The organism is Pseudomonas sp. FH1 (genome assembly GCF_000510895.2).
Taxonomy (GTDB): domain Bacteria; phylum Pseudomonadota; class Gammaproteobacteria; order Pseudomonadales; family Pseudomonadaceae; genus Aquipseudomonas; species Aquipseudomonas azotoformans_A.
In genome coordinates this window covers 79,377-101,202 of the sequence record NZ_AOHM01000045.1, presented here as the reverse complement: position 1 = coordinate 101,202, position 21,826 = coordinate 79,377, and the positions used below count along the sequence as shown (strand labels likewise).

The following is a 21,826-nucleotide window of genomic DNA, read 5'->3' as shown; positions in this document are numbered from 1 at the left end:
AGGCCTCTGCTTATTGTTGGGTGTGGATGGGCTGCATCTGGGTGCGTTCGTAGTGGGGGTACAGGTGGGTCACGCTGCGGATCAGTTCATAGCGGCTGAGGCTGATCGCGGCGAATCGCTCGGGGATCGGGCTGCGGATCAGCTCGGGCATGTCGCTGCCCTGGGCCGCGCCGTCACGCAGCAACTGGTCGAGCCAGGCGAGATAGTCGCGCATCTGCTCGAAGGGTTTGGCGTCGCTCGCGACAGGGCCGTGGCCGGGCACGATCAGGGTCCAGGGCAAGCCTTGCAGGGTGGCAAGATCCGCCAACCAGATCGACAGCCCCGGTGAATGAGGCGTGGTGAGCGCACGCTGGTAGAACACCAGGTCACCGGCAAACAGCACGCCAGTCTTCTGGTCGAAGATCGCCAGGTCGTCACCGGTATGGCCGCGCAGCTGCAGCAGTTGCAGGTCGTGGCTGCCGAAGCTTTTTACGCCGGGTTGCAGGGTCTGGTTGGGCAACACCACTTCGGTGCCGCGCATCCAGTCACCGACCATCCGGTACAGGTTCTCGGCCAGGCTGTCGCCCTGCTCATGCAATAGCTCGGTGGTGCCGGTCAGGGCGCCGATCGGCACGTCCTTGAAGGCTTGGTTGCCCAGGGCGTGGTCGGGGTGATGGTGAGTCAGCAGCACCTGGATCACCGGTTTGTCGGTGACACGGGCGATGGCCTGGCGCAGGGCTTCGCCGTAGCGTTTGGACGGCCCGGTGTCGATCACCACCACGCCAGGTTCGGTGACGATGAACCCGACGTTGACGATATTGCCGCCGTTGTCCTTGGCAAAGTTGTCGGTGCTGCCTTCCAAAAGCCAGGTGTTGTCGGCAATCAAACGCGGCTTGAGGCCGTAGTCCAACTCGGCCAGCACCGGTAGGCTGAACAGCAGCAGCCACAGCAGAATCCAGCGCTGGGTCATGGGATGGCCGCCTCGAACTGGCTGCCGCTGGTGTCGCGCAGGGTCAGGCGCGTGGGCCCGGCGCCCTCGATGTCGAAGGCCAGGCTGGGGTTTTCGCTGACCGCAGGGAACAGCGCCAGCCGCGCCAACAGTTGGTTATTCGCACCGTGCAGTTCGGCCTGGTTGATGAAGAATTCGGGAATGCCGCTGACCATGCCGTTATCCATCGGGTGGGCGACTTGCAGCTTCACGCGGCTGAACGCGGCGCGCGGGTAACGCCCGCCAAGCACCTCGCCGAGGTGGTCTTCCCAACCGGGTTGGGTGCGCACCACGCTGGGCGCCGTGCATCCGCCGCCGGCGGCATCGATCAGGGTCGAGCCCACGTGCCACAGGCCATCCCGGGTCAATACCGCCGCGCGTAACGGCGTGGCCTGTTCGATGCGAATCCGGATCGACAGCCACGGCAGCACGCGCTCCACGGGTTGGAAGTCGACGATCTGCGGCAGCGGATTCAGCTCGGCCCAGGCGAGGATCTTGACCACGTCACCCTTGAACGCACGGGCGTCGATTTCCAACGGCACCTGGCGCGCGTCCTCGGCGAACGGCGGCGCCAGGACCTTCACCCGCTCGTCGAACACGAACGGCGCATTGTCGAGAAAACGCTGGTGATAATAGGCCCACATCACCGAGGGCACCGGGTCGACAGGCGCGCCCCAGGCCAACATCGGCAAACAGCATACCCACCACCCGCGCAGGCCCACGGCTTACTCCTCGACGTGCACGCTGTCGAGGTAGGTACGCACCGCCCACAGGGCTTCCTGGCTCAGGTAATCGGCCATTTTCGGCATGTACACCCGGCCATCGCGCACGGCGCCGTGGCGCACCCTTTCCACGAACCACTCATCGCCGGCGTCACCGGCATCGAGCATGCGCAGGTCGGGGGCGATGCCACCGGACTTGGCTTCCAGGCCATGGCACGCCGCGCAGTTCTGGTTGTACGCCGAGGCGCCGACTTCGACGGCCTTGTCATGCTCGGCGGTGGTGCGATAGGGGTTGGTGGCGGCCCAGCCATCGGCGTCCAGCGGCACGCCGGCATCCTTGATCGGGGTGAGGCCTTTGGTTTCCACGGCGGTGGGCGTCACGTTGCCATGGGCCCAGACCGAACCGGTATTGATTGCACCGACGAGCAGGCAGGCGGTGATCAAGGCGTTGCGTTTTGTTGTCATTATTTTTCCCTCAGGAGTGCACGCAAAACCTCTTGGCAGAGGCTATGGCGACCATCTTAGGAAGCCCCCGGCAGCGCCCGTATGCTGCTTTGGTGGGCGGGTTCTCATCCGTTGGTAGCAGGCCTTGTGGGGCACTGCTAAATCAGAGGCGGTTCGGGAAATTGTCCCGGCAACACCGGGACTTTTTCCGTATTCGCCAACCCAGCCAGGCAGCAACCTGTGCAGGCCAAAACCTCCACTGGGAACTGCAACCATGACAATAAGATCGCTACCCGCCCGCTCACCGCTAAGCCTTGCCGTGCAAGCTTTTGTGCTGGTGGGCAGCCTGTGCCTCAGTGCTGCGAGCTTTGCAGCCGCCGAACCTGCCGTCGCCAAGCAAACCCGTAATGTCACTTGGGAAGACATCGCCAACGATCACCTGACCACCAAGGACGTGCTGCAATACGGCATGGGCACCAACGCCCAGCGCTGGAGCCCTCTAGCGCAGGTCAACGACAAGAACGTGTTCAAGCTCACGCCAGCCTGGTCCTATTCGTTCGGCGACGAGAAACAACGCGGCCAGGAATCCCAGGCCATCGTCAGCGACGGTGTGGTCTACGTCACCGGCTCCTACTCCCGTGTGTTCGCCCTCGATGCGAAGACCGGCAAACGCCTGTGGACCTACAACCACCGCCTGCCCGACAACATTCGCCCGTGCTGTGACGTGGTCAACCGCGGCGCCGCGATCTTCGGCGACAAGATCTACTTCGGCACCCTCGACGCGCGCCTGATCGCCCTCGACAAAAACACCGGCAAAGTGGTGTGGAACAAGAAATTCGGCGACCACGCCGCCGGCTACACCATGACCGGCGCCCCGGTGCTGATCAAAGACAAGGTCAGCGGCAAGGTGCTGCTGATCCACGGCAGCTCCGGCGATGAATTCGGCGTGGTCGGCCAGCTGTATGCGCGCGACCCCGACACCGGTGAAGAAGTCTGGATGCGTCCGTTCGTGGAAGGCCACATGGGCCGCTTGAACGGCAAGGACAGCACCCCGACCGGCGATGTGAAGGCGCCGTCGTGGCCAGATGACCCGACCACCGAAACCGGCAAGGTCGAAGCCTGGAGCCACGGCGGTGGCGCCCCTTGGCAGAGCGCGAGCTTCGATGCCGAGACCAACACCATCATCGTCGGCGCCGGCAACCCCGGCCCGTGGAATACCTGGGCGCGCACGTCAAAGGACGGCAACCCCCACGACTTCGACAGCCTCTACACCTCGGGCCAGGTCGGCGTCGACCCCAGTACCGGCGAAGTGAAATGGTTCTACCAACACACCCCGAACGATGCCTGGGACTTCTCCGGCAACAACGAACTGGTGCTGTTCGACTACAAGGACAAGGACGGCAAGGTCATCAAGGCCACCGGCCACGCCGACCGCAACGGCTTCTTCTATGTGGTCGACCGCAACAACGGCAAGCTGCAAAACGCCTTCCCCTTCGTCGACAACATCACCTGGGCCAGCCACATTGACCTGAAGACCGGCCGCCCTGTGGAAAACGAAGGCCAGCGTCCGGCCAAGCCGCTGCCGGGTGAAACCAAGGGCAAGCCGGTGGAAGTCTCGCCGCCGTTCCTGGGTGGCAAGAACTGGAACCCCATGGCCTACAGCCAGGACACCGGTCTGTTCTACATTCCGGGCAACCAGTGGAAAGAGGAATACTGGACCGAAGAGGTCAACTACAAGAAGGGCTCGGCGTACCTGGGCATGGGTTTCCGCATCAAGCGCATGTATGACGATCACGTCGGCACCTTGCGGGCGATGAACCCGACCACCGGCAAGGTGGTGTGGGAGCACAAGGAGCACCTGCCACTGTGGGCTGGCGTGCTGGCAACCAAGGGTAACCTGGTGTTCACCGGCACCGGCGACGGTTTCTTCAAGGCCTTCGACGCGAAAACCGGCAAGGAACTGTGGAAGTTCCAGACCGGCAGCGGCATCGTCTCGCCGCCGATCACCTGGGAACAGGATGGCGAACAGTATATCGGCGTCACCGTTGGCTACGGCGGCGCAGTACCGCTGTGGGGCGGCGACATGGCCGAGCTGACCAAGCCGGTGGCACAGGGTGGGTCGTTCTGGGTGTTCAAGATTCCGAGTTGGGATCAGAAAACTGCCCAGAAATAACCCATGGAATATGCGGGGGCCGCCTTTTGTGGCGAGGGAGCTTGCTCCCTCGCCACAGGTACCCCGCCACCTTCGAGGTTTTTTGATGAGATATCTGCCGTTGTTACTTCTACTGTCCCTACCCTTCGCCCACGCCGACGACGGCGACGACGCCCCCCTGGTCATCAACGGTTGCACGCTTGCCGAGCACAGCCAATGCCCCGGCGCCAATCTCAAGGGCGCCAACCTGCGCAACCAGAACCTGAGCGGCATGAACCTGGCCGGTGCCGATCTGCGCGATGCCGACTTGCGCCACGCCAACCTGGACCTTGCCAACCTGGAAAAAGCCCAGTTGCAAGGCGCCAACCTGACCCGCGCCAGCCTGCAACAAGCCAACCTGCGCCTGGCCGACTTCACCGACGCCACATTGATGGCCGTGCAAGGCTGGGGGATGTTTGCCCAGGGCGCGCAATTTGAAAACGCCAACCTGAGCGCCGCCTACCTGCAATTTGCGCGGTTGTCGGGGGCCAAAATGCACAAGGCCAACCTGCGCGCGGCCGACCTGGAAATGACCTGGCTGAGCAAGGCTGACCTGCAAGGCGCGGACCTCAGCGACGCCAACCTGCAAGAAGCCAAGTTCGGTGAAAGCAACCTGGAAAAAGCCACCCTCAGCGGCAGCCGCCAGCACTATGCCAACTTTCAGGACGCGAATATGGAGGGCTGCAAAGACTGCCCCACCACCTGGGACCGCTAACCCGCCACCCGCACCACGCCCATGTCGATGCCCAGGTGCACCAGTTCGGCATGGGAACTCACCTGCAACTTGCTCTTGAGCAAGGTCAGGTGGTTGGACACGGTCTTGTTGCTGATACTCAGCTGGACCGCAATCGAACGGGCCGGGGTGCCCTTGGCGAGCATCAGGAAAATCTCTAACTCGCGTTGGGTCATGCTGTGCAGGCGGCGATCGGTGGGGTGGTACGCCAGGTGGGTAGCCAGGTCCTGTTCGATATAGGTGTGGCCATCGAGGATGCGCTCTACCGCTTCAAGCATCACCGCAGGCGAAGCGCGCTTGGTGAGATAACCCGACGCGCCCGCCTCCAGAGCCTGGCGCACCAGGGGCAGTTCGGCATGCTGGCTGAAAAACAGCACGCGTAATTGCGGCAGGCGCTGACGCAGGCGGCGGGTGGTTTCCAGGCCACTGATACCGGGCAGCCCAAAGCCGATGATCACCAGGTTAGGCACCGCCTCATGCACCCGCGCCAGGGCCTCTTCGCCGCTGGCCGCTTCGCGCACGTCTACACCCGGCAAGCCGCTGCGCAACAGCCCGGCATAGCCCAGGCGGACCACGGCGTGATCGTCGACCAACAGGATGTTCATAGCGGCCTCCAATGGCAGTGCTTGCTGTGCATGCTAGAACCCGAAGGCCTGCGGCGACCTACTACTTTGGTACTGGTTTTGCTGTCTATCGTCGCATTCCCAAGGCAGCGGGAGTCGCGTGTAATGGGCGCATAACGATAAGGATTGGACCCGCCATGCTGCCCGCTCGACTGCCCCTTGCGGCACTGTTGTGCCTGTTCATCAGCCACGTACAGGCCGACACCCCATTGTTTTCCGCCGAGGGCTACCGCACCAGCCTGTATCGAAGCCCTACGCCCGATAATCTGCCCGGCGTAACCATCGTCGACACCCCAGCCCTGCAGACCCTGCTCAACCAGACGCCCGCACCGGTACTCATCGATGTGTACCGCCGCCAATGGCTGCAAGGCCGCTTCATCGAAGACCAGACCCACGCCAACCTGCCCGGCAGCCACTGGCTGGCCAATACCGGCGACGGCGACCTCACCCCGGAATGGCAGGGCTACTTCGTGCGCCACCTGTACAAGTTCACCGACGGCCAGCTGGCACGCCCGCTCGTGTTCTACTGCCGCTCCGATTGCTGGCTGAGTTGGAACGCGGTAAAACGAGCCGCCAGCCTGGGCTATACCTCTGTGTATTGGTACCGCGATGGCTTGGATGCATGGGAAGCGGAAAAACTGCCAGTGATGGCTGCGACACCCGAACCCTTTGAATAAAAAACCACAACAAGAAGGTGAACGGCCATGTACAAAATTTTGATTGCCGACGATCACCCGCTGTTTCGCGAGGCGATTCATAACGTCATCAGCGACGGCTTCCCCGGCAGCGACGTAATGGAAACCGCCGACCTGGACAGCGCCCTCGCCCTGACCCAGGAACACGACGACCTCGACCTGATCCTGCTGGACCTGAACATGCCCGGCATGCACGGCCTCAACGGCCTGATCAACCTGCGCAACGAGTCGCCGACCATCCCGGTGGTGATCGTCTCGGCCGAGCAGGACAAGCAGATCGTGCTGCAAGCCATCACCTACGGCGCCGTGGGTTTCATCACCAAGTCATCACCGCGCCTGCAAATGACCGAAGCCATCCAGCAGATTCTCAACGGTAACGTGTACCTGCCGCCGGACATCATCCGCACCCAGAAAAACCCCGGGCAACGGCGCATGCACGACAGCCCGGGGTTTGCCCCGGAGCTGCTGCAGGCCCTCACGCGCAAACAGTTGCTGGTGCTGGAACGCATGACCAAGGGCGAGTCAAACAAGCAGATCGCCTATACCCTGGAGATTGCCGAGACCACGGTGAAGGCCCATGTGTCAGCGATTCTGCGCAAGTTGAATGTGCATAATCGGGTACAGGCGATCTTGAGTGCGGGAGACATCGATTTCGGCTCGTACCTGCGTCGCTGAACCCTCAGGGTCGGCTGAGCAGGTGACTCATCGCGGTTTTCAACTTCATTGGCCTTACCGGCTTATGCATCAACGTATGCCCCAACTCACGAATTTGCTGCTTTAACTCGTTGCTGTAGTTCGCCGTGATCATCATCGCCGGAATCGCACGGCCGCGGTGGGCGTTGATCCGCGCCACGGCATCCACGCCGTTCTGGTTGTCGTCGAGGTGGTAATCGGCAATCAGCAGGTCCACCTCGGCATGGTAGTTGTCTACCTGGCGCGCCAGGTCCTGTTCCGAGAGCGCGGTGATCACACGGCAGCCCCAGCCTTCGAGCAAGGTGCGCATGCCGGCGCAGATTGCCGCGTCGTTATCCAGCACCCACACCCGCGCGCCTTGCAGGCGTTCGAGCATCGGCTCGCTCATGCACGGCGCCGGCACGGCCTTGGGCGCGGTCGCGCTCAACGGCACTTCTACCGAAAACATCGAACCCTGGCCCGGCCAGGACTTGACGCTGATCCGGTGGCCGAGGATGCCGGCAATCTTTTCCACGATGGCCAGGCCCAACCCCAGCCCGCGATCCTGATCCGGACGCTGCACATCGCCGCGCTTGAACTCCTGGAAAATTTCCTCCAGCCGGTCTTCGGCAATGCCCATGCCGCTGTCCCACACCTGAATCAGCACGCGCTGCTGCTGACGCCGACAGCCCAGCACCACACGGCCTTTGTAGGTATAGCGAAGCGCGTTGCTCAGCAGGTTGCGCAGGATCCGCGCCAGCAGCTGGATATCGCTGTGCACCAGCGCCGAGCAGCCGATGAAGTGCAGTTCAAGCCCCTCGCTGCGGGCCAGTTCGGTGTATTCGGCGGCCAGGTTGTCGAGCAGTTCACTCAGGGCGAACGGCGCGATATCCGCCTTGATCACCCCAGCGTCCAGCTTGGAAATATCCACCAGGGTGCCCAACAGATTTTCCACGTCTTCCAGGGAGTTATTCACGTTACGCACCAGGGTTTCGCTCGGGCGCTCCAGCAAGGCACTGGTGAACAGCCGGGCCGCATTCAGCGGTTGCAGCAGGTCATGGCTGACGGCGGCCAGGAATTTCGTCTTCGACAGGTTGGCCTGCTCGGCCTCCCTTTGCGCCGCCACCTGCTGCCGGCACAAGGCCTCAGCGCGCAGCCGGGCGTTGATCAGCAGGTGGTTGCTGGCCTTGAGTTCGGCCATCGCCTGGTTCAGCGCGTCGGTGCGTTCGCGCACTTGCTCGGCCAGCACCACTGAATGCTGGAAGATGGTGTACGGGTTATTGCCCTGGGTCATGCCGGACTCGATGCGCTCGATCAGCGCCGCGTTGATCCGCATCAGCTTGTGGTTGTCCTGTTGCAGCCGGGTCACTTGAGCGGACAGGTCAGCGCCGGCCTCGGGCAATGGCGACCCCGGTGAAGGTCTGGTTGATGTGCATGCCATTGAACTGTTCTCCGTAGGTGTTGAAGCCCATCACCCGTTGGTCGCGCAAATAAGCACCGATCGGTTCCAGCCGGCCGGTGTCTTCCAGCTCCAGGCGGCGCAGGAAGCAATCGCAGCCGATGGTCAGCAACAGGTCGCCAAGGCGCGCTTGCAGGCCGTCGAACAGGCCTTTCAGGTTGGGCAGGATCGGGCCAGGCTGCATGACGGTGAGCACGATGCCGTTTTCCACCGCGCAGTAGAAACTCAGGCTGAGGTCGGCGTGCACCTGCTGGATCGAGCGCACGTAGTACTGGTCGTGAATGCGCACCGCCAGCGGGTGGGCGGCGAAGACGCGGTGATCGAGGTCGGCCACGGCCACGCCGATATGCCGTGCGTACTCTTCGGCGGCGGGCTCGGCGTTGAGTTCGAAGACGCGACGTGACGGGCTGTCGGCGCCGGTCACCACCAGTTTTTCCGTGCGCGGCAGGATGTGGTGCGTGGTGAACACCTCGAAATCCAGCCAGGTATTGACCAGCACCACCACCGCCGCGCCGCTGTGGAAATCACCGTTGAAGTACACGTGGGTGTGGGTGAGGAAGTTGTCGTCACCGGCCGAGCCGCCAAAGTGCGGGATATCGCCCAGGGCGGCACTGAGGGCGGCCAGCACCATTTCTTCACGGCTGGACAGGCCATCGAGCAAGGTCAGTGCAAAGGTATTGCCCTTGATCGGCGCCAACGTATTGCTGCGACAGCCGCCGACCAGGCGCTCGACCATCTCCTGGGCGTTGATCAGGCTGAAGTGCTCCACCTGGTCGATGAGTTCGGTGGCGATGGAAAAGTGCGCGTGGTTGAAGCCCACGGCCGTGATGCAATTGCGCCCATAACCGTGGGCGGTGATCTCGCCGGCGCTGGTGCAGCCCACCACGCGCACGCTGCCGAAGCATTGTTGCAGCGCCTGGCCCAAGGCCTGCAAGTCATAGGAGGCCGAGCAAAAAAACAGCACGAAACCCAGGTACGGATGCAACAGCTGCCGGGCCAGCTCTTCGGCGGCCTGCCCGGCATCCGTGGCCTGGGACATGGCACTGACTACGCCTTCACTGTTGTGCATCGTTGGCTCCCCCTCTGAAGCACCAGTTTACGAAGGGCCAGGGGGGAGACCTATGCTACTTGGGTACTGGGTCGGGGATGCGATGGGATGAAGCGTCAGGCACGGGCAAAGGCCACGGCTTTCTCAAACTGCTCCGGGGTAGGACGCAATCCGGTGTAGAGCACGAACTGCTCCAGGGCCTGGATGGCGATCACTTCCAGTCCAGTAATCACCCGTTTGCCCTTGGCACGGCCACGCACGATCAGCGGTGTTTCGGCGGGTATCGCTACCACATCGAATACAGTCTCGGCAGAGTCCACCGCCTCTGCATCAAACGCCAGTGCGTCCGCTTCAGCGCCGCCGGTCATGCCGATGGGGGTGACGTTGATCAGCATTTGCGGGCGCAGGTCACCCAGTTCGGCCAGCCACTCATACCCCAGGTTTTGCGCCAATGCCCGGCCAGCGGTTTCGTTGCGCGCCACGATCACGCCATTGGCGTAGCCGCCATCGCGCAAGGCACTGGCCACGGCTTTGGCCATGCCGCCGCTGCCGCGCAGGGCGAAGGTCGAGTCCTGCGGCACCGCGTGCTTTTTCAGCAGTTGCTCGATGGCGATGTAATCGGTGTTGTAAGCCTTGAGGTGCCCGTCAGTGTTGACGATGGTGTTCAGCGAGTCGATGGCTTGAACCGAATCGTCGAGTTCGTCCACCAAGGCAATGGCAGCCTCTTTGAACGGCATGGACACCCCGCAACCACGGACGCCCAGCGCGCGGATACCACCGATCGCGCCGGGCAAATCCTGGCTGCTGAAGGCCTTATAGTAGAAGTTCAGACCCAACTGCTCGTACAGGTGGTTATGAAACCGCAGGCCGAAATTCCCGGGGCGCGCCGACAGAGACATGCACAGCTGGGTGTCCTTGTTGGGGTGCATCTGCATGGGTAACTCCTTTGAGTAAGCAATTGGGTACAGACCTTACACAACCTTTACCTAGCGGCTGTGCTGTTTTTCAGAAATACGTTGTCTTAAAAGTATCCCCGCGACATTACTTGAGTCTATTGATTGCAGACCACAAGCGCTGGGGCTAACCGAGGAATGACCATGATTCGTACAATCCCCAAGATCGCCTTGCTGGTTGGCGCACTCGCGATGGCAGGCCAAGCCTCCGCCCACGGTGGTGGTTGGGGTGGGCCGGCCGTATTGGGTGCTTTAGTCGGCGCCGCCGTCGTGGGCTCCGTGGTTGCCAGCCAGCCACGTGAGGTCTACGTGCAGCAGCCGGTGTATGTGCAACCGCAGCCGGTGTATGCCGCGCCGCCGCCGGTCTACTACGCACCGCCACCACCGGTGTATGTGCAGCAGCAGGTGTATTACCGCCCGGCGCCGGTGTATTACGGCCCACCGCGTGGCTATTACGGTCCACCACGCGGTTACTACGGCCCTCCCCACGGCTACTACGGTCGCGGCTGGTAATCGGATCGTCTGACAAAACAGGCCTCGCAGCGTTGCGGGGCCTTTTTTTGCCTGCAAAGTCCGGATTCAGGGGGTCGAGGTCGTTCTGGGGACAATACCCGGCGCCCAATCGCGCATCATCGACACCAATGTCTACTTGCCCGAACAGGCCTTGCGCTGTCATGTTTGTGTCACGACATACTTCCACTATCGATCCTGTCCACCCAATAACAACAAGGACGACTGACCATGCCCACGCAAAACCCGCACCGCACCGCTGGCCTTTGTACGTCCAGCAAGGTCTATAGCGCCCTCACCGAGCTCAAGCACCTGGAAGGCCACCGCAGCGCCAAGTTCCTCGCGCTACTGGCGGAAAACCTGGTGCGCAAGGGTCTGCTCAGTGAGCAGGAAGTGGTGCACATGCTCGATCAAGTGGTGGACTGACGCCTCGCGTCGATGTCGACTATCGAGACAGGTGATTTTTCCTGCATTACCCCGCCCCGTAAAGTGACCACCATAGCGATTGGAGGTCCTTATGCACACTGTTCAAATCATGTCCGTCATCGGCAGCGCCGTTCCCGCCCCTCTGCGCAAGCTGGGTCTGCTTGCCTGCTGGTACTTGGTACGTGATGGCGAAACCATCAGCGGCCCGCTGACATCCCTGTCCGACGCCGAAAAACAACTGCAACACGCCTCGAATTTCAGGCTCCACGCCTGAGGCTCAGGGTAATGGCAACTTGACTCGCGGCTTGCTCTCCACGAACAACGCCCAGCTGGACATAAACAACGCCGCCACCAAAGGCCCGATCACAAAGCCGTTCAAGCCAAACACCGACAAACCGCCCAGGGTCGAGATCAGGATCAGGTAATCCGGCATCTTGGTGTCCTTGCCCACCAGGATCGGACGCAGCACGTTGTCCACCAGGCCGATCACAAACACGCCAAACAACGCCAGCACCACGCCTTGCCAGATGGCGCCGCTCAACAGGAAGTAGGCGGCCACCGGCCCCCACACAATCCCCGCGCCCACCGCCGGCAACAGCGACAGAAACGCCATCAGTACCGCCCAGAGCAATGCACTGGGAATATCCAGGAACCAGAAGATAAGCCCGCCGAGCGCACCCTGTGTCACGGCCACCAGCACATTGCCCTTGACCGTGGCCCGCACCACACGATTGAACTTGAGTTGTAACCGGCGCTTCTGCGGCTCGGCCAACGGCACCGCCGTGCGCACCTTGCGCACCAGTTCCGGGCCGTCGCGCAGCAGGAAATACAGCAGGTACAGCATGATGAAAAAGCTCACCAGGAAATCAAACGTGCCCTGGCCGAAGCTGAACGCCTGGGTGGCGAAGAACTGGCTGCCCTGCATCGCGCTCTTGACGATCTTCTCGCGCAAGCCTTCCAGGTTGCCCATGCCGAAACGGTCCAGCAGGTGCTGGAAGTACGGCGGCAACACATTCTTGAACTGCTCGATATACCCCGCCACGTCCAGCTTGCCGCTTTCGATGTTCTTGTAGAGCGTCGCGCCTTCCTGCACCAACAAGGCACTGGTAATGATCACCGGCAGGATCGCGATGATCAGGCAAGCACTCAAGGTGGCCAGGGAAGTGAGGTTGCGGTTCCAGCCAAAGCGCTGCTGCAAGCGGCGCTGCATCGGGGCAAAGATGATGCCGAGGATCACCGCCCAGAACACCGCGCCGTAGAACGGTAGCAGTATCCAGATAAACGCGATGGTCACCAGGCCGAGCAATAACAGCAAGGTCTTGAATTGCAGGTTGGTTTGATTCATGTCCGGTCCATGTCAGAAAAGCAACGGGCCCATGTAGGCCCTGTTGCTTAGTCCGCAGCGAAACCTGGGAGTGCCCTCGGTTATCGAACAAGCATAGACCGCCTCACTGAATACCCTTCGCCTCCTTCAACAGTGTCTGGATCATCTGCTCCTGGGCGTCATAACGACCTTCGCCAAAATGGGTGTAACGCACCTGCCCCTTGGCGTCGACCAGGTAATGGGCGGGCCAGTACTGGTTGTCGAAGTTGCGCCAGATCGCGTAGTTGTTGTCGATGGCCACCGGGTAGGTGATACCCAGCTTGCGCACCTGGTCCTTGACGTTGCCGATGATGCGCTCGTAACCGTATTCCGGGGTGTGGACGCCGATCACCACCAAGCCGTCCTTCTCGTATTTCTTCGCCCATTGCTTCACATACGGCAGCGTGTGCTGGCAGTTGATGCAGTCATAGGTCCAGAAATCCACCAGCACCACTTTGCCTTTCAAGGACTCGCGGGTGAGTTCCGGTGAGTTGAGCCACTCGACCGCGCCGGCCAGCGACGGCATGGCGCCTTGGGCATTGTCCTGGGCCGGGTCGGCCTTGACCTTGCTCACCACGTAATCCAGCACTTTGGGGACGGTTTCCAGCACGCCTTGCTCCAGGCTGCTGACGCCTTCGGACGAAGTACCGGCCAGCAGGGTTTTGTCGGCGCCAGTGGAAATCACCACCGCCGCCGCCAGTACCGCCACGCCGGCCCCACGGCGCAGCCAGCCGGTCACCGGAATGGAGGCCTTGAGTCGATTGACCAGGCCACGCCCGGCAAAAATCAGCGCGCCAAGGGACAAGGCGCTACCCAGGCCTTAGGCCACCAGCAACAGGCTGGTCTGCGCATTGGCGCCTTGCAGCATTGCGCTGGTCAGGATCACTCCCAGGATCGGCCCGGCGCACGGCGCCCACAGCAGGCCTGTGGCGACGCCGATCATCACCGACTTCAGCGGGCCGGACAGCGTGCGGCTGTCAGGATCGATACGGTTGCCCAACAACACCAAGGGGCGTGCCAGCCAGCCACCGACCCGCGCCGAGATCAGCGACAGCGCAAACAGCCCCATCACGATCAGCGCTACATGGCGGCCGGTGTTATTGGCCTGTATCACCCATTCCGTGCTGACCACCGCAAGGCTGGACACCAGCGCGAAGGTCAGGACCATGCCGCCGAGCGTCAGCAGGATCGACCGGCGGGAGCGGTCGACGCAGGCGAACAGAAACGGCACCACCGGCAGGATACAAGGGCTGAGGACGGTCAGGATGCCGCCCAGGAATGCGATCAGTAGCATGACGTTCACCTTATGGCTGGAAGGACTCAGTTATCGCCGACGCAACCGTCGCCGAACTTGAGGTAATCCAGTACCTGGGTCTTGTCGTGGGAGTCCAGGTAGGTCATGCGCGCATTCACCACGCCGCAGGTGGGCTTGGAGTCCTGGCTCATCGATACCACTTGCTTGATGTCCAGGTGAGTGCCGTAGTGGTAGGTCTGCGCGGTAACGGCGGCTTCGGCGCGGGCCGACAAGGTGCAGATGTTCAGGGCGGCAAACAGGCAGGCGGCGTAGATGGCTTTGGTGTTCATGGTGGTTGGCTCCAGGTTCTCAGGGTGGGAGGCGGTGTGCCTCGTTGGAATCAATTAAAAGCCCCTGAGGTATCGCGCCTGTGTCGGAAAACCGCGCGGATAAATCGATACGTATCCACAGCCCCCGCCGATACACAGCGATACAAAAAGCCCAAAGGACGACCTGGATCAATAAACCGCCCTCGCCGCTCGGCTACCTTCGCGACCTTTTGCGACCCGTGCCCATGCCTCCGATCCTCGCCCCCGAACTGCTCGCCCCCGCCGGCACCCTGAAAAACATGCGCTACGCCTTTGCCTACGGCGCCGATGCGGTCTACGCCGGCCAGCCGCGCTACAGCCTGCGGGTGCGCAATAACGAGTTCGATCACGCCAACCTGGCCCTTGGCATCCAGGAAGCCCACGCCCTGGGCAAGCGCTTTTATGTGGTGGTGAACATCGCGCCGCACAACGCCAAGCTGAAGACCTTCCTCAAGGATCTGGCGCCGGTGATCGCCATGGGCCCGGACGCGCTGATCATGTCCGACCCTGGGCTGATCATGCTGGTGCGCCGGCATTTCCCCCAGATGCCGATCCATCTGTCGGTGCAAGCCAACACGGTGAACTGGGCCAGCGTGGAGTTCTGGCAACAGCAAGGGATCTGTCGGGTGATCCTGTCGCGGGAATTGTCGCTGGAAGAGATTGAGGAGATCCGCCAGCAGGTGCCGGCCATGGAGCTGGAAGTGTTTGTGCACGGTGCGTTGTGCATGGCCTATTCCGGGCGTTGCCTGCTCTCGGGCTACATGAACAAGCGCGACGCCAACCAGGGCACCTGCACCAATGCCTGTCGCTGGAAGTACCAGGCCACCCCGGCGGTGGAAAACGCCACGGGGGATATCGTCCAGCAATATCAGCCTACCCTGGGCATTGGCGCGCCCACCGATCAGGTGTTCCTGCTTCAGGAAGCCAACCGCCCCGATGAACAGATGCCCGCCTTCGAAGACGAACACGGCACCTACATCATGAACGCCAAGGACTTGCGCGCCGTGCAGCACGTGGAGCGCCTGACCCGGATGGGTGTGCACTCACTGAAGATCGAAGGCCGCACCAAGTCGCACTTCTACTGCGCGCGCACCACCCAGGTGTATCGCCAGGCCATCGATGATGCGGTGGCCGGTCGCGCCTTCGACCGCACCCTGATGACCGACCTCGAATCCCTGGCCCAGCGCGGCTACACCGAAGGTTTCCTGCGCCGCCATGTGCACGACGAATACCAGAACTACCAGAACGGCAGCTCCGTGTCAGAGCGCCAGCAGTTCGTTGGCGAGCTGACCGGCGAACGCCGGGGCGAGCTGGCCGAGGTCAAGGTGAAAAACCGCTTTGCCGTGGGCAATCACCTGGAATTGATGACCCCTGCCGGCAACTTCCACTTCGACCTGGCCACTTTGCACAACGCCAAAGGCGACGCCATCGACGTCGCGCCGGGGGATGGGCACACCGTGTATGTGCCGCTCCCGGCGCAGATGGACCTGCGCTTTGGCTTGCTGATGCGCGACCTCTAACGCGTCGCCGCGCAGAACCGGTGGATCGCCGCGCAGGCCTGGCGCAACGAGTCGTCATCCAGGGCATAGGCGATGCGCAGGTACGGCGCCAGGCCGAAGGCGCTGCCGTGCACCACGGCCACATTGGCTTCGTCGAGCAAGGCGTGGGCGACGTCCTCGTCCGTCTCAAGCAACCTGCCGGCGGCCGAGGTGCGCCCCAGTAGGCCAGCGCAAGAGGCAAAGGCGTAAAACGCGCCGCTCGGGCTGATGCATGCCAAGCCAGGTATGGCGTTGAGCAAGGACACGACCAGGTCGCGGCGCCTCTCGAAGACCGCCCGTGACTGGCGGATAAAGTCCTGTGGCCCGTTCAAGGCAGCAATGGCAGCGTGCTGGGAAATCGCGCTGGCCCCCGAGGTCTGCTGGCCTTGGAGTTTTTCCATGGCCTCCAGCAGCCAGCGCGGGCCGGTGGCGAAGCCGATGCGCCAGCCGGTCATGGCATAGGCCTTGGAGACGCCGTTCATGGTCAGCACCCGAGGCGCCAGGCGCGGCTCGACCTGGGCCAAGGTGTGGAACGCCTGGCCGTCGAACAGCAGATGCTCGTAGATGTCATCCGCCAGCACCAGCACATGGGGATGCTTGAGCAACACGTCGGCCAGCGCCTGCCATTCCAGGCGACTGTAGACGGCGCCCGTCGGGTTGGACGGTGAATTGAGGATCAGCCAGCGGGTGCTGGGGTTGATCGCCTGGTCGAGGGCGGCCGGGGTCAGTTTGAAGCCGTCCTCGGCGTTGCACGGCACAATCTTCGACGTGCCGCCACACAGCTCGACCATTTCCGGATAACTGACCCAGTACGGCGCGGGCACGATCACTTCGTCGCCTTCGTTGAGGGTGGCGGCGAGTGCGTTGTAGATCACATGCTTGCCGCCGTTGCTGACGAGGGTGTCTTGCCAGGTCACGTCCAGGCCGTTTTCGCGACGGAATTTCTCCGCCACCGCTTCGCGCAGGGCGCGCACGCCAGCGACCTGGGTGTAGCGCGTATGGCCATTGCGGATCGCCTCGATGCCGGCCTGGCGGACATGCTCCGGCGTATCGAAATCCGGCTCGCCAGCGCACAACGAAATGACGGTTGCGCCTTCGGCCCGGCGCGCGGCGACGCGGTCGATGATGCGGTAGGTGGCGGACGGTTGCGCCTGGGCCAGGCGCTTGTTCAGGGTATTCATGAGCCCTTCCTCTGCAAGGTGTGATAACCCAGGGATTCACGGGCCTGCTTCAGCGTCTTGCCCGCCTCGATCTGCGCGCGGATCTGCGATTCCACCGCTTCGATCTGCCGTGCCACCTGCGCCACCTCAGCGGCACGGGCGCGGGGCACCACCAGTACGCCATTGGCGTCGGCCACTACGATGTCCCGGGCGCACACGCGGGTTTCGCTGATTGCCACCGGCTGGTTCACCGACAGCACTTCGACGCGGTCCTTGCCGGTGCGCATGTAGCGGCCGCGGGTGAACAACGGGTAGCCATCGCCCAGGGCTTTGCTGACGTCGCGGCACACGCCGTCGATCACCGTGGCGGCTATCCCGCGCGTGCCGGCGTACTGGGTCATGATGTCGCCCCACACCGTGCAATCGGTGCGCCCGGCGTTGGCGATGACCACCACGTCCCCTGGCAGCACATCTTCGATAAAATCGCCCACCGAGCCCGGCGGCGTGTTGGCCGGCACGTATTGCACGGTAAATGCCGGGCCCACGACGGTGCCACGGTAGTTATCCAACGGCGCGATGCCCAGGCATTGGCCGGGGATGCCCAGCTTGTCCATGGCATCCGAGACGCCAGGGGTGTCCAGCCCTTCGAACAGGGCGACCAACTGTTGATCGTTCATCGGGCAGACTCCACGTGGATGGCTTCGAATTGGCTGTCGTGCATCACATCGGCGACCGCGCGGCCGCTGCGCACGGCGTCGACCATGCCGGCTTCACGGGCAGCGATGCGCTCGCCCAGGTCGAGCACTTGCTCGATCACCGCAGCCGGGATGAACACCGTGCCGCAGCGGTCAGCGATCACGAAGTCATCTTGCGCGACGTCGACACCGCCTACGTTAAGGGTGACGCCGGCGTCCACCTGCACCACTCGGTTACGCGCGCTGATCATGGTCACGCCACGGCCGTACACCGGATAACCAATGGACGCGCTGCCGTCGATGTCACGGCTGAAACCGTCGATCACCGAACCCCGGATATGTTTGGCGACGGCGGCGTTGGCGATGATGTCGCCCCAGCAGGAAATGCCATCGATGCCCCCTGCAATCACCAGCACGCGGTCATCGGTGGTAATCGCGTCGATCACCGGGGAAATCAGATGCGTCGTGGGCGCGTCATCGGTCTTGGGGGCCAGTTTGACCGTGCTGGCCCGGCCGACCACTTTGGGACAGTCCCACAATGGCCGGATGCCGACCACCGCGCCCGTCAGTTGCAGGAAATCCAGTGCGTCGGAAACCGTGTTGGTATCGAGTTCAGCCAGGCGCTGAAGCGGGTCGACAAGTGACATGAGATGAGTCCCTGTTGTGGTTGGGGCTCAAGTCTCACTGAGGGGCGTTGATCGGTATATTCGTATTAACGTTAGGCAAACATACGTTTTACCTATGGAAGATCAGATCCGGAACTGGCCGACCAACTGCCCCAGGCGCTGGCCCAGATCCGCCAGGCTGCGAGAGGTCTGGGCGCCCAGTTGGGTCTCATCGGCCACGCTGTCCACCGCCACGGCAATCTGATGCACGCTGCGGTTGATCTCTTCGGCCACGGCGGTCTGCTCCTCGGCGGCGCTGGCAATTTGGGCGTTCATCGAATTGATGGTGCCGATCAACTGGGCCATGGTGTCCAGGGACGCCCCGGCTTCGTTGGCCTGGGCCGAGGTGCCGTCGCCGGCATCGCTGGAACGGCGCATGGCCTCCACCGCAGCCTCGGTGCCTTTTTGCAGGCGGTCGATCATGCCCTGGATTTCCTGGGTGCTGGTCTGGGTGCGACTGGCCAGGGCGCGCACTTCATCGGCGACGACCGCAAAACCACGCCCGGCCTCCCCTGCTCGCGCCGCTTCGATGGCGGCGTTGAGCGCCAGCAAGTTGGTCTGTTCGGCGATGGAGCGGATCACGCTGAGCACACTGACGATGGAGGACACGTCCTGCTGCAGGCTGTCGAGGGACACACCGCTGTTACGGATGTCGTTCACCAGCGCATGGATCTGCGCAATGCTGCCATCTACCACACGCTTGGCGGCCTGGCCTTCGGCGTCGGTCTGCTGGGCCGCGACCGAGGCACCCTGGGCACTGCGCGCCACTTCTTGCGCAGCCGATGACATCTCATTGATCGCGGTGGCGACCTGATCGGTCTCGTGGCGCTGGCGTTCCATGGCTTGTTCGGAGCGCTGGGCCTGATCGGAGACCTGGCTGACCAGGCCGGTGAGCTGGCTGGTCATCTCGGTAATCTGGCGCACCAGGCCGTGGATCTTGTCGACAAACCGGTTGAACGCGCCCGCCAGGTCGCCCAGCTCGTCCTGACTGGTGATGGCCAGGCGGCGGGTCAAGTCACCTTCGCCGGCGGCGATGTCGTCGAGGTTGGCTTTCATCAAGTGCAGCGGACGCAGGATGGTATTGGCCAGCAGCATGCCCACGGCCGCGATCACCAACAGCACCACCACCGCCACGCCGAGAATGCTCAGCAGCACGCCCTCCATGCGTTTCTGCACCTTGGCTTCGACCACCGCCACCTGGGCTTCAATGCCGTCCAGGTTCACCGACGTACCGATGACCATGTCCCATTTCGGCAGGTATTCGGTGTAGCCGAGCTTGGGCACCAGTTCGGTCTGGCCCGGCTGGGTCGAGCTGTATTGCAGGTAGTGGGTGCCGTCCTTGCCGACCTTGACCAGGTCGCGATTGACGTACACACCATTGGGGTCGCGGTTGTCCTTGAAGCTCTTGCCCACGCCGTCGGGGCTGTTGCCCTTGAACAGGCGGATGGTCTCGGAGTCGTAGCCGAAGAAGTAACCGTCCTTGCCGTAGCTGGTGTTCGACAGGAGCTTGACCACTTGGGCGCGGGCGGCGGTATCGCCGGGGGCCGCCGCGTCGTAGAGCGGCTTGACGGTGGTCATGGCCACTTCGACATAACTTTGCAGCGTGGCCTTGGCGTCGTTGAGCAGGCGCTGGCGGGTTTCATCCACCTCATTGCGCGCCTGCCCCTGCAGGATCCACACGGTGGTCAGGCTGATGACCACGGCAAACAGCAACACCGGCACTACGGCGAGGGACAGGACTTTGGCCTTGAGGCTCAGACGCATGGCTTTTCTCTCTCTTATTAGTGGCGACTGGAGAGGTTATCGGCCGGTTACGCTGAACCTGTAGATCAGAGGGTCATCGCCGCCAGCCAGCCAAACGCCAGCAACGGGATGTTGTAGTGCAGGAACGTCGGTACCACCGTGTCCCAGATATGGTGATGCTGACCGTCGACATTCAGGCCGGAGGTCGGGCCGAGGGTGGAGTCCGAAGCAGGCGAACCAGCATCACCCAGGGCACCGGCCGTGCCGACAATGCACACGATGGCCACCGGGCTGAAGCCCAGCTGCACGCACAGCGGTACAAAGATCGCGGCCAGGATCGGCACCGTGGAGAACGACGAGCCGATGCCCATGGTCACCAGCAGGCCCACCAGCAACATCAGCAACGCGCCGACCCCACGGTTATGGCCGATGAACGCCGCCGAGGTTTCCACTAGCGAGCGCACGTCGCCCGTGGCCTTGAGTACTTCGGCAAAGCCTGACGAGGCGATCATGATGAAGCCGATCATAGCCATCATCTTCATGCCTTCGGTGAACAGGTCGTCGGTATCGCGCCAGCGCACGATGCCCGACACCGAGAAGATCAGGAAGCCGGCCAGGGCGCCGATGATCATCGAGTCCAGCCACAGCTGGATGATGAACGCCGAGGCAATCGCCAGGCCGGCCACCAGCAGGGTCAGCGGGTTGTATTGCACCGCCACTTGCTCGACGCGCTCGATTTTTTCCAGGTCGTACACGCGCTTCTTGCGGTAGCTGATAAACACCGCCACCAGCAGACCCACCACCATGCCCAGCGCCGGCAGGCTCATGGCGTGAGTGACGTTGACCTGGCTGATGTCCACCCCGCTCTTGGCCACGTTGGCCAGCAGGATCTGGTTGAGGAAGATATTGCCAAAGCCTACCGGTAGGAACATGTAGGGCGTGATCAGGCCGAAGGTCATCACGCAGGCGATCAGGCGGCGGTCCAGTTGCAGCTTGGTCAGCACGTACAGCAGCGGCGGCACCAGCAACGGAATGAACGCGATGTGGATCGGCAGAATATTCTGCGAGGCAATCGCCACCACCCACAGCAAGCCGATCAGCAGCCATTTGACGTGATTGCCGCCGCTGGCTTCCTGACGGTCCACCAGCAGCAGCGCCTTGTCAGCCAAGGCGTGGGCCAGGCCGGATTTGGCAATCGCCACGGCGAAAGCGCCGAGCAAGGCGTAGGACAATGCCACGGTTGCACCACCGCCCAAGCCGCCGTTGAAGGCTTTGAGCGTGGCGTCGATGCCCAGGCCACCGGTCAAGCCACCCACCAGGGCGCCTACGATGATGGCGATGACCACATGCACGCGGGACAAACTGAGCACCAGCATGGTGCCGACCGCGGCAATGACTGCGTTAATCATGGTTACCTCAAGCAGAAAAACAAAAAAACAGGCATGCCCGCGCCCAGGCGGCCATGGGGTGGCAGCCAGCGTGCAGGCTTGAAGGAGGTCTTATTAGAGGGCGCGCACTTTGCAGCAGGTGGCGTCGCATGTCAAAAAACGGCGCCGCTTTCAGATTTCAATTGAACGTTTAAATAATAAAGATTCGGAAAAAGTGGCCGATAGCCTG

22 protein-coding genes and 1 pseudogene are annotated in these 21,826 nt (G+C 62.5%); 8 read left to right on the top strand and 15 right to left on the bottom strand.

The genetic code is table 11. The features are described from left to right. Positions 1-10: 10 nt before the first annotated feature. From H096_RS15775 to pedF, 3 genes are read right to left on the bottom strand one after another with little or no spacing between them, the layout of a single operon-like run. Entirely contained in the window at positions 11-949 is a 939-nt protein-coding gene (locus H096_RS15775) for a quinoprotein relay system zinc metallohydrolase 1 (protein ID WP_033899786.1), read from the bottom strand. Continuing rightward, positions 946-1,653 (bottom strand): quinoprotein dehydrogenase-associated SoxYZ-like carrier, encoded by a 708-nt coding sequence (locus H096_RS15770; protein ID WP_051422060.1) that lies wholly within the window; start codon positions 1,651-1,653, stop codon positions 946-948. Before H096_RS15770 ends, H096_RS15775 begins: the two co-directional genes overlap by 4 nt. Positions 1,654-1,692: 39 nt before the next feature. Next, a complete protein-coding gene (pedF, locus tag H096_RS15765; protein WP_033899783.1) occupies positions 1,693-2,154 on the bottom strand; it encodes a cytochrome c-550 PedF in 462 nt (153 codons plus the stop codon). Between the two features lie 253 nt (positions 2,155-2,407). Here pedF and exaA point away from each other — a divergent pair, with 253 nt between their 5' ends. Further along, positions 2,408-4,306, top strand: a complete 1,899-nt coding sequence (gene exaA / locus H096_RS15760; RefSeq protein ID WP_080642433.1) for a quinoprotein ethanol dehydrogenase — start codon at positions 2,408-2,410, stop codon at positions 4,304-4,306. Between the two features lie 85 nt (positions 4,307-4,391). Then, the gene (locus H096_RS15755) at positions 4,392-5,039 is read left to right on the top strand and encodes a pentapeptide repeat-containing protein (protein WP_033899779.1); all 648 of its coding nucleotides are present in this window, start codon (positions 4,392-4,394) and stop codon (positions 5,037-5,039) included. On the opposite strand, the gene H096_RS15750 is transcribed toward H096_RS15755, so the two are convergent. Beyond that, positions 5,036-5,662, bottom strand: coding sequence for a response regulator transcription factor (locus H096_RS15750; RefSeq protein WP_033899777.1), 627 nt, complete (start codon positions 5,660-5,662; stop codon positions 5,036-5,038). The two genes, H096_RS15755 and H096_RS15750, sit on opposite strands and share 4 nt — an antisense overlap. A gap of 155 nt (positions 5,663-5,817) precedes the next feature. On the opposite strand from H096_RS15750, the gene H096_RS15745 reads away from it, so the two are divergent. Both H096_RS15745 and H096_RS15740 read left to right on the top strand, forming a co-directional pair. Further along, positions 5,818-6,357, top strand: coding sequence for a PQQ-dependent catabolism-associated CXXCW motif protein (locus tag H096_RS15745; RefSeq protein WP_033899775.1), 540 nt, complete (start codon positions 5,818-5,820; stop codon positions 6,355-6,357). A gap of 27 nt (positions 6,358-6,384) precedes the next feature. After that, positions 6,385-7,050, top strand: a complete 666-nt coding sequence (locus tag H096_RS15740) for a response regulator transcription factor (RefSeq protein ID WP_033899773.1) — start codon at positions 6,385-6,387, stop codon at positions 7,048-7,050. A gap of 4 nt (positions 7,051-7,054) precedes the next feature. On the opposite strand, the gene H096_RS15735 is transcribed toward H096_RS15740, so the two are convergent. The 3 genes from H096_RS15735 to H096_RS15725 form a co-directional block, all read right to left on the bottom strand. Then, positions 7,055-8,488 (bottom strand): hybrid sensor histidine kinase/response regulator, encoded by a 1,434-nt coding sequence (locus H096_RS15735; protein ID WP_051422056.1) that lies wholly within the window; start codon positions 8,486-8,488, stop codon positions 7,055-7,057. Then, a complete protein-coding gene (nosP, locus tag H096_RS15730; protein ID WP_033899769.1) occupies positions 8,430-9,575 on the bottom strand; it encodes a nitric oxide-sensing protein NosP in 1,146 nt (381 codons plus the stop codon). Before nosP ends, H096_RS15735 begins: the two co-directional genes overlap by 59 nt. 95 nt (positions 9,576-9,670) lie before the next feature. After that, entirely contained in the window at positions 9,671-10,489 is an 819-nt protein-coding gene (locus tag H096_RS15725) for a shikimate 5-dehydrogenase (protein WP_033899767.1), read from the bottom strand. A gap of 156 nt (positions 10,490-10,645) precedes the next feature. Between H096_RS15725 and H096_RS15720 the strand changes: the two genes are divergently transcribed. From H096_RS15720 to H096_RS15710, 3 genes are all read left to right on the top strand, one after another. Further along, on the top strand, positions 10,646-11,020 hold the full coding sequence (locus H096_RS15720; protein ID WP_016980060.1) for a hypothetical protein: 375 nt from the start codon (positions 10,646-10,648) through the stop codon (positions 11,018-11,020). Positions 11,021-11,248: 228 nt separating this feature from the next. Continuing rightward, complete coding sequence (locus H096_RS15715; protein WP_033899765.1) at positions 11,249-11,443, top strand: hypothetical protein; 195 nt, start codon at positions 11,249-11,251, stop codon at positions 11,441-11,443. A 91-nt stretch (positions 11,444-11,534) separates the two neighbouring features. Further along, positions 11,535-11,717 (top strand): hypothetical protein, encoded by a 183-nt coding sequence (locus tag H096_RS15710; RefSeq protein ID WP_033899763.1) that lies wholly within the window; start codon positions 11,535-11,537, stop codon positions 11,715-11,717. Positions 11,718-11,720: 3 nt separating this feature from the next. On the opposite strand, the gene H096_RS15705 is transcribed toward H096_RS15710, so the two are convergent. The 3 genes and pseudogenes from H096_RS15705 to H096_RS15695 all read right to left on the bottom strand — a co-directional run bounded on the left by H096_RS15705 (position 11,721) and on the right by H096_RS15695 (position 14,390). Next, positions 11,721-12,788 (bottom strand): AI-2E family transporter, encoded by a 1,068-nt coding sequence (locus H096_RS15705; RefSeq protein ID WP_010211353.1) that lies wholly within the window; start codon positions 12,786-12,788, stop codon positions 11,721-11,723. Positions 12,789-12,891: 103 nt separating this feature from the next. Beyond that, positions 12,892-14,100: pseudogene (locus H096_RS15700) on the bottom strand (cytochrome c biogenesis protein DipZ). A 26-nt stretch (positions 14,101-14,126) separates the two neighbouring features. Next, positions 14,127-14,390, bottom strand: a complete 264-nt coding sequence (locus H096_RS15695) for a DUF2790 domain-containing protein (RefSeq protein WP_033899760.1) — start codon at positions 14,388-14,390, stop codon at positions 14,127-14,129. 224 nt (positions 14,391-14,614) lie between these two features. On the opposite strand from H096_RS15695, the gene yegQ reads away from it, so the two are divergent. Continuing rightward, positions 14,615-15,928, top strand: a complete 1,314-nt coding sequence (gene yegQ / locus H096_RS15690; protein ID WP_033899758.1) for a tRNA 5-hydroxyuridine modification protein YegQ — start codon at positions 14,615-14,617, stop codon at positions 15,926-15,928. On the opposite strand, the gene H096_RS15685 is transcribed toward yegQ, so the two are convergent. From H096_RS15685 to H096_RS15665, 5 genes are all read right to left on the bottom strand, one after another. Next, positions 15,925-17,127, bottom strand: a complete 1,203-nt coding sequence (locus H096_RS15685) for a pyridoxal phosphate-dependent aminotransferase (protein ID WP_033899756.1) — start codon at positions 17,125-17,127, stop codon at positions 15,925-15,927. The two genes, yegQ and H096_RS15685, sit on opposite strands and share 4 nt — an antisense overlap. After that, entirely contained in the window at positions 17,124-17,783 is a 660-nt protein-coding gene (locus H096_RS15680; RefSeq protein WP_033899754.1) for an RraA family protein, read from the bottom strand. The genes H096_RS15685 and H096_RS15680 overlap by 4 nt, the downstream gene beginning before the upstream one ends. Beyond that, a complete protein-coding gene (locus H096_RS15675; RefSeq protein ID WP_033899752.1) occupies positions 17,780-18,448 on the bottom strand; it encodes a diguanylate cyclase in 669 nt (222 codons plus the stop codon). Before H096_RS15675 ends, H096_RS15680 begins: the two co-directional genes overlap by 4 nt. Positions 18,449-18,550: 102 nt before the next feature. Beyond that, positions 18,551-20,230 (bottom strand): methyl-accepting chemotaxis protein, encoded by a 1,680-nt coding sequence (locus tag H096_RS15670; protein WP_033899750.1) that lies wholly within the window; start codon positions 20,228-20,230, stop codon positions 18,551-18,553. A 65-nt stretch (positions 20,231-20,295) separates the two neighbouring features. Further along, on the bottom strand, positions 20,296-21,615 hold the full coding sequence (locus tag H096_RS15665) for a Na+/H+ antiporter NhaC family protein (RefSeq protein WP_162240118.1): 1,320 nt from the start codon (positions 21,613-21,615) through the stop codon (positions 20,296-20,298). Between the last annotated feature and the right edge of the window lie 211 nt (positions 21,616-21,826).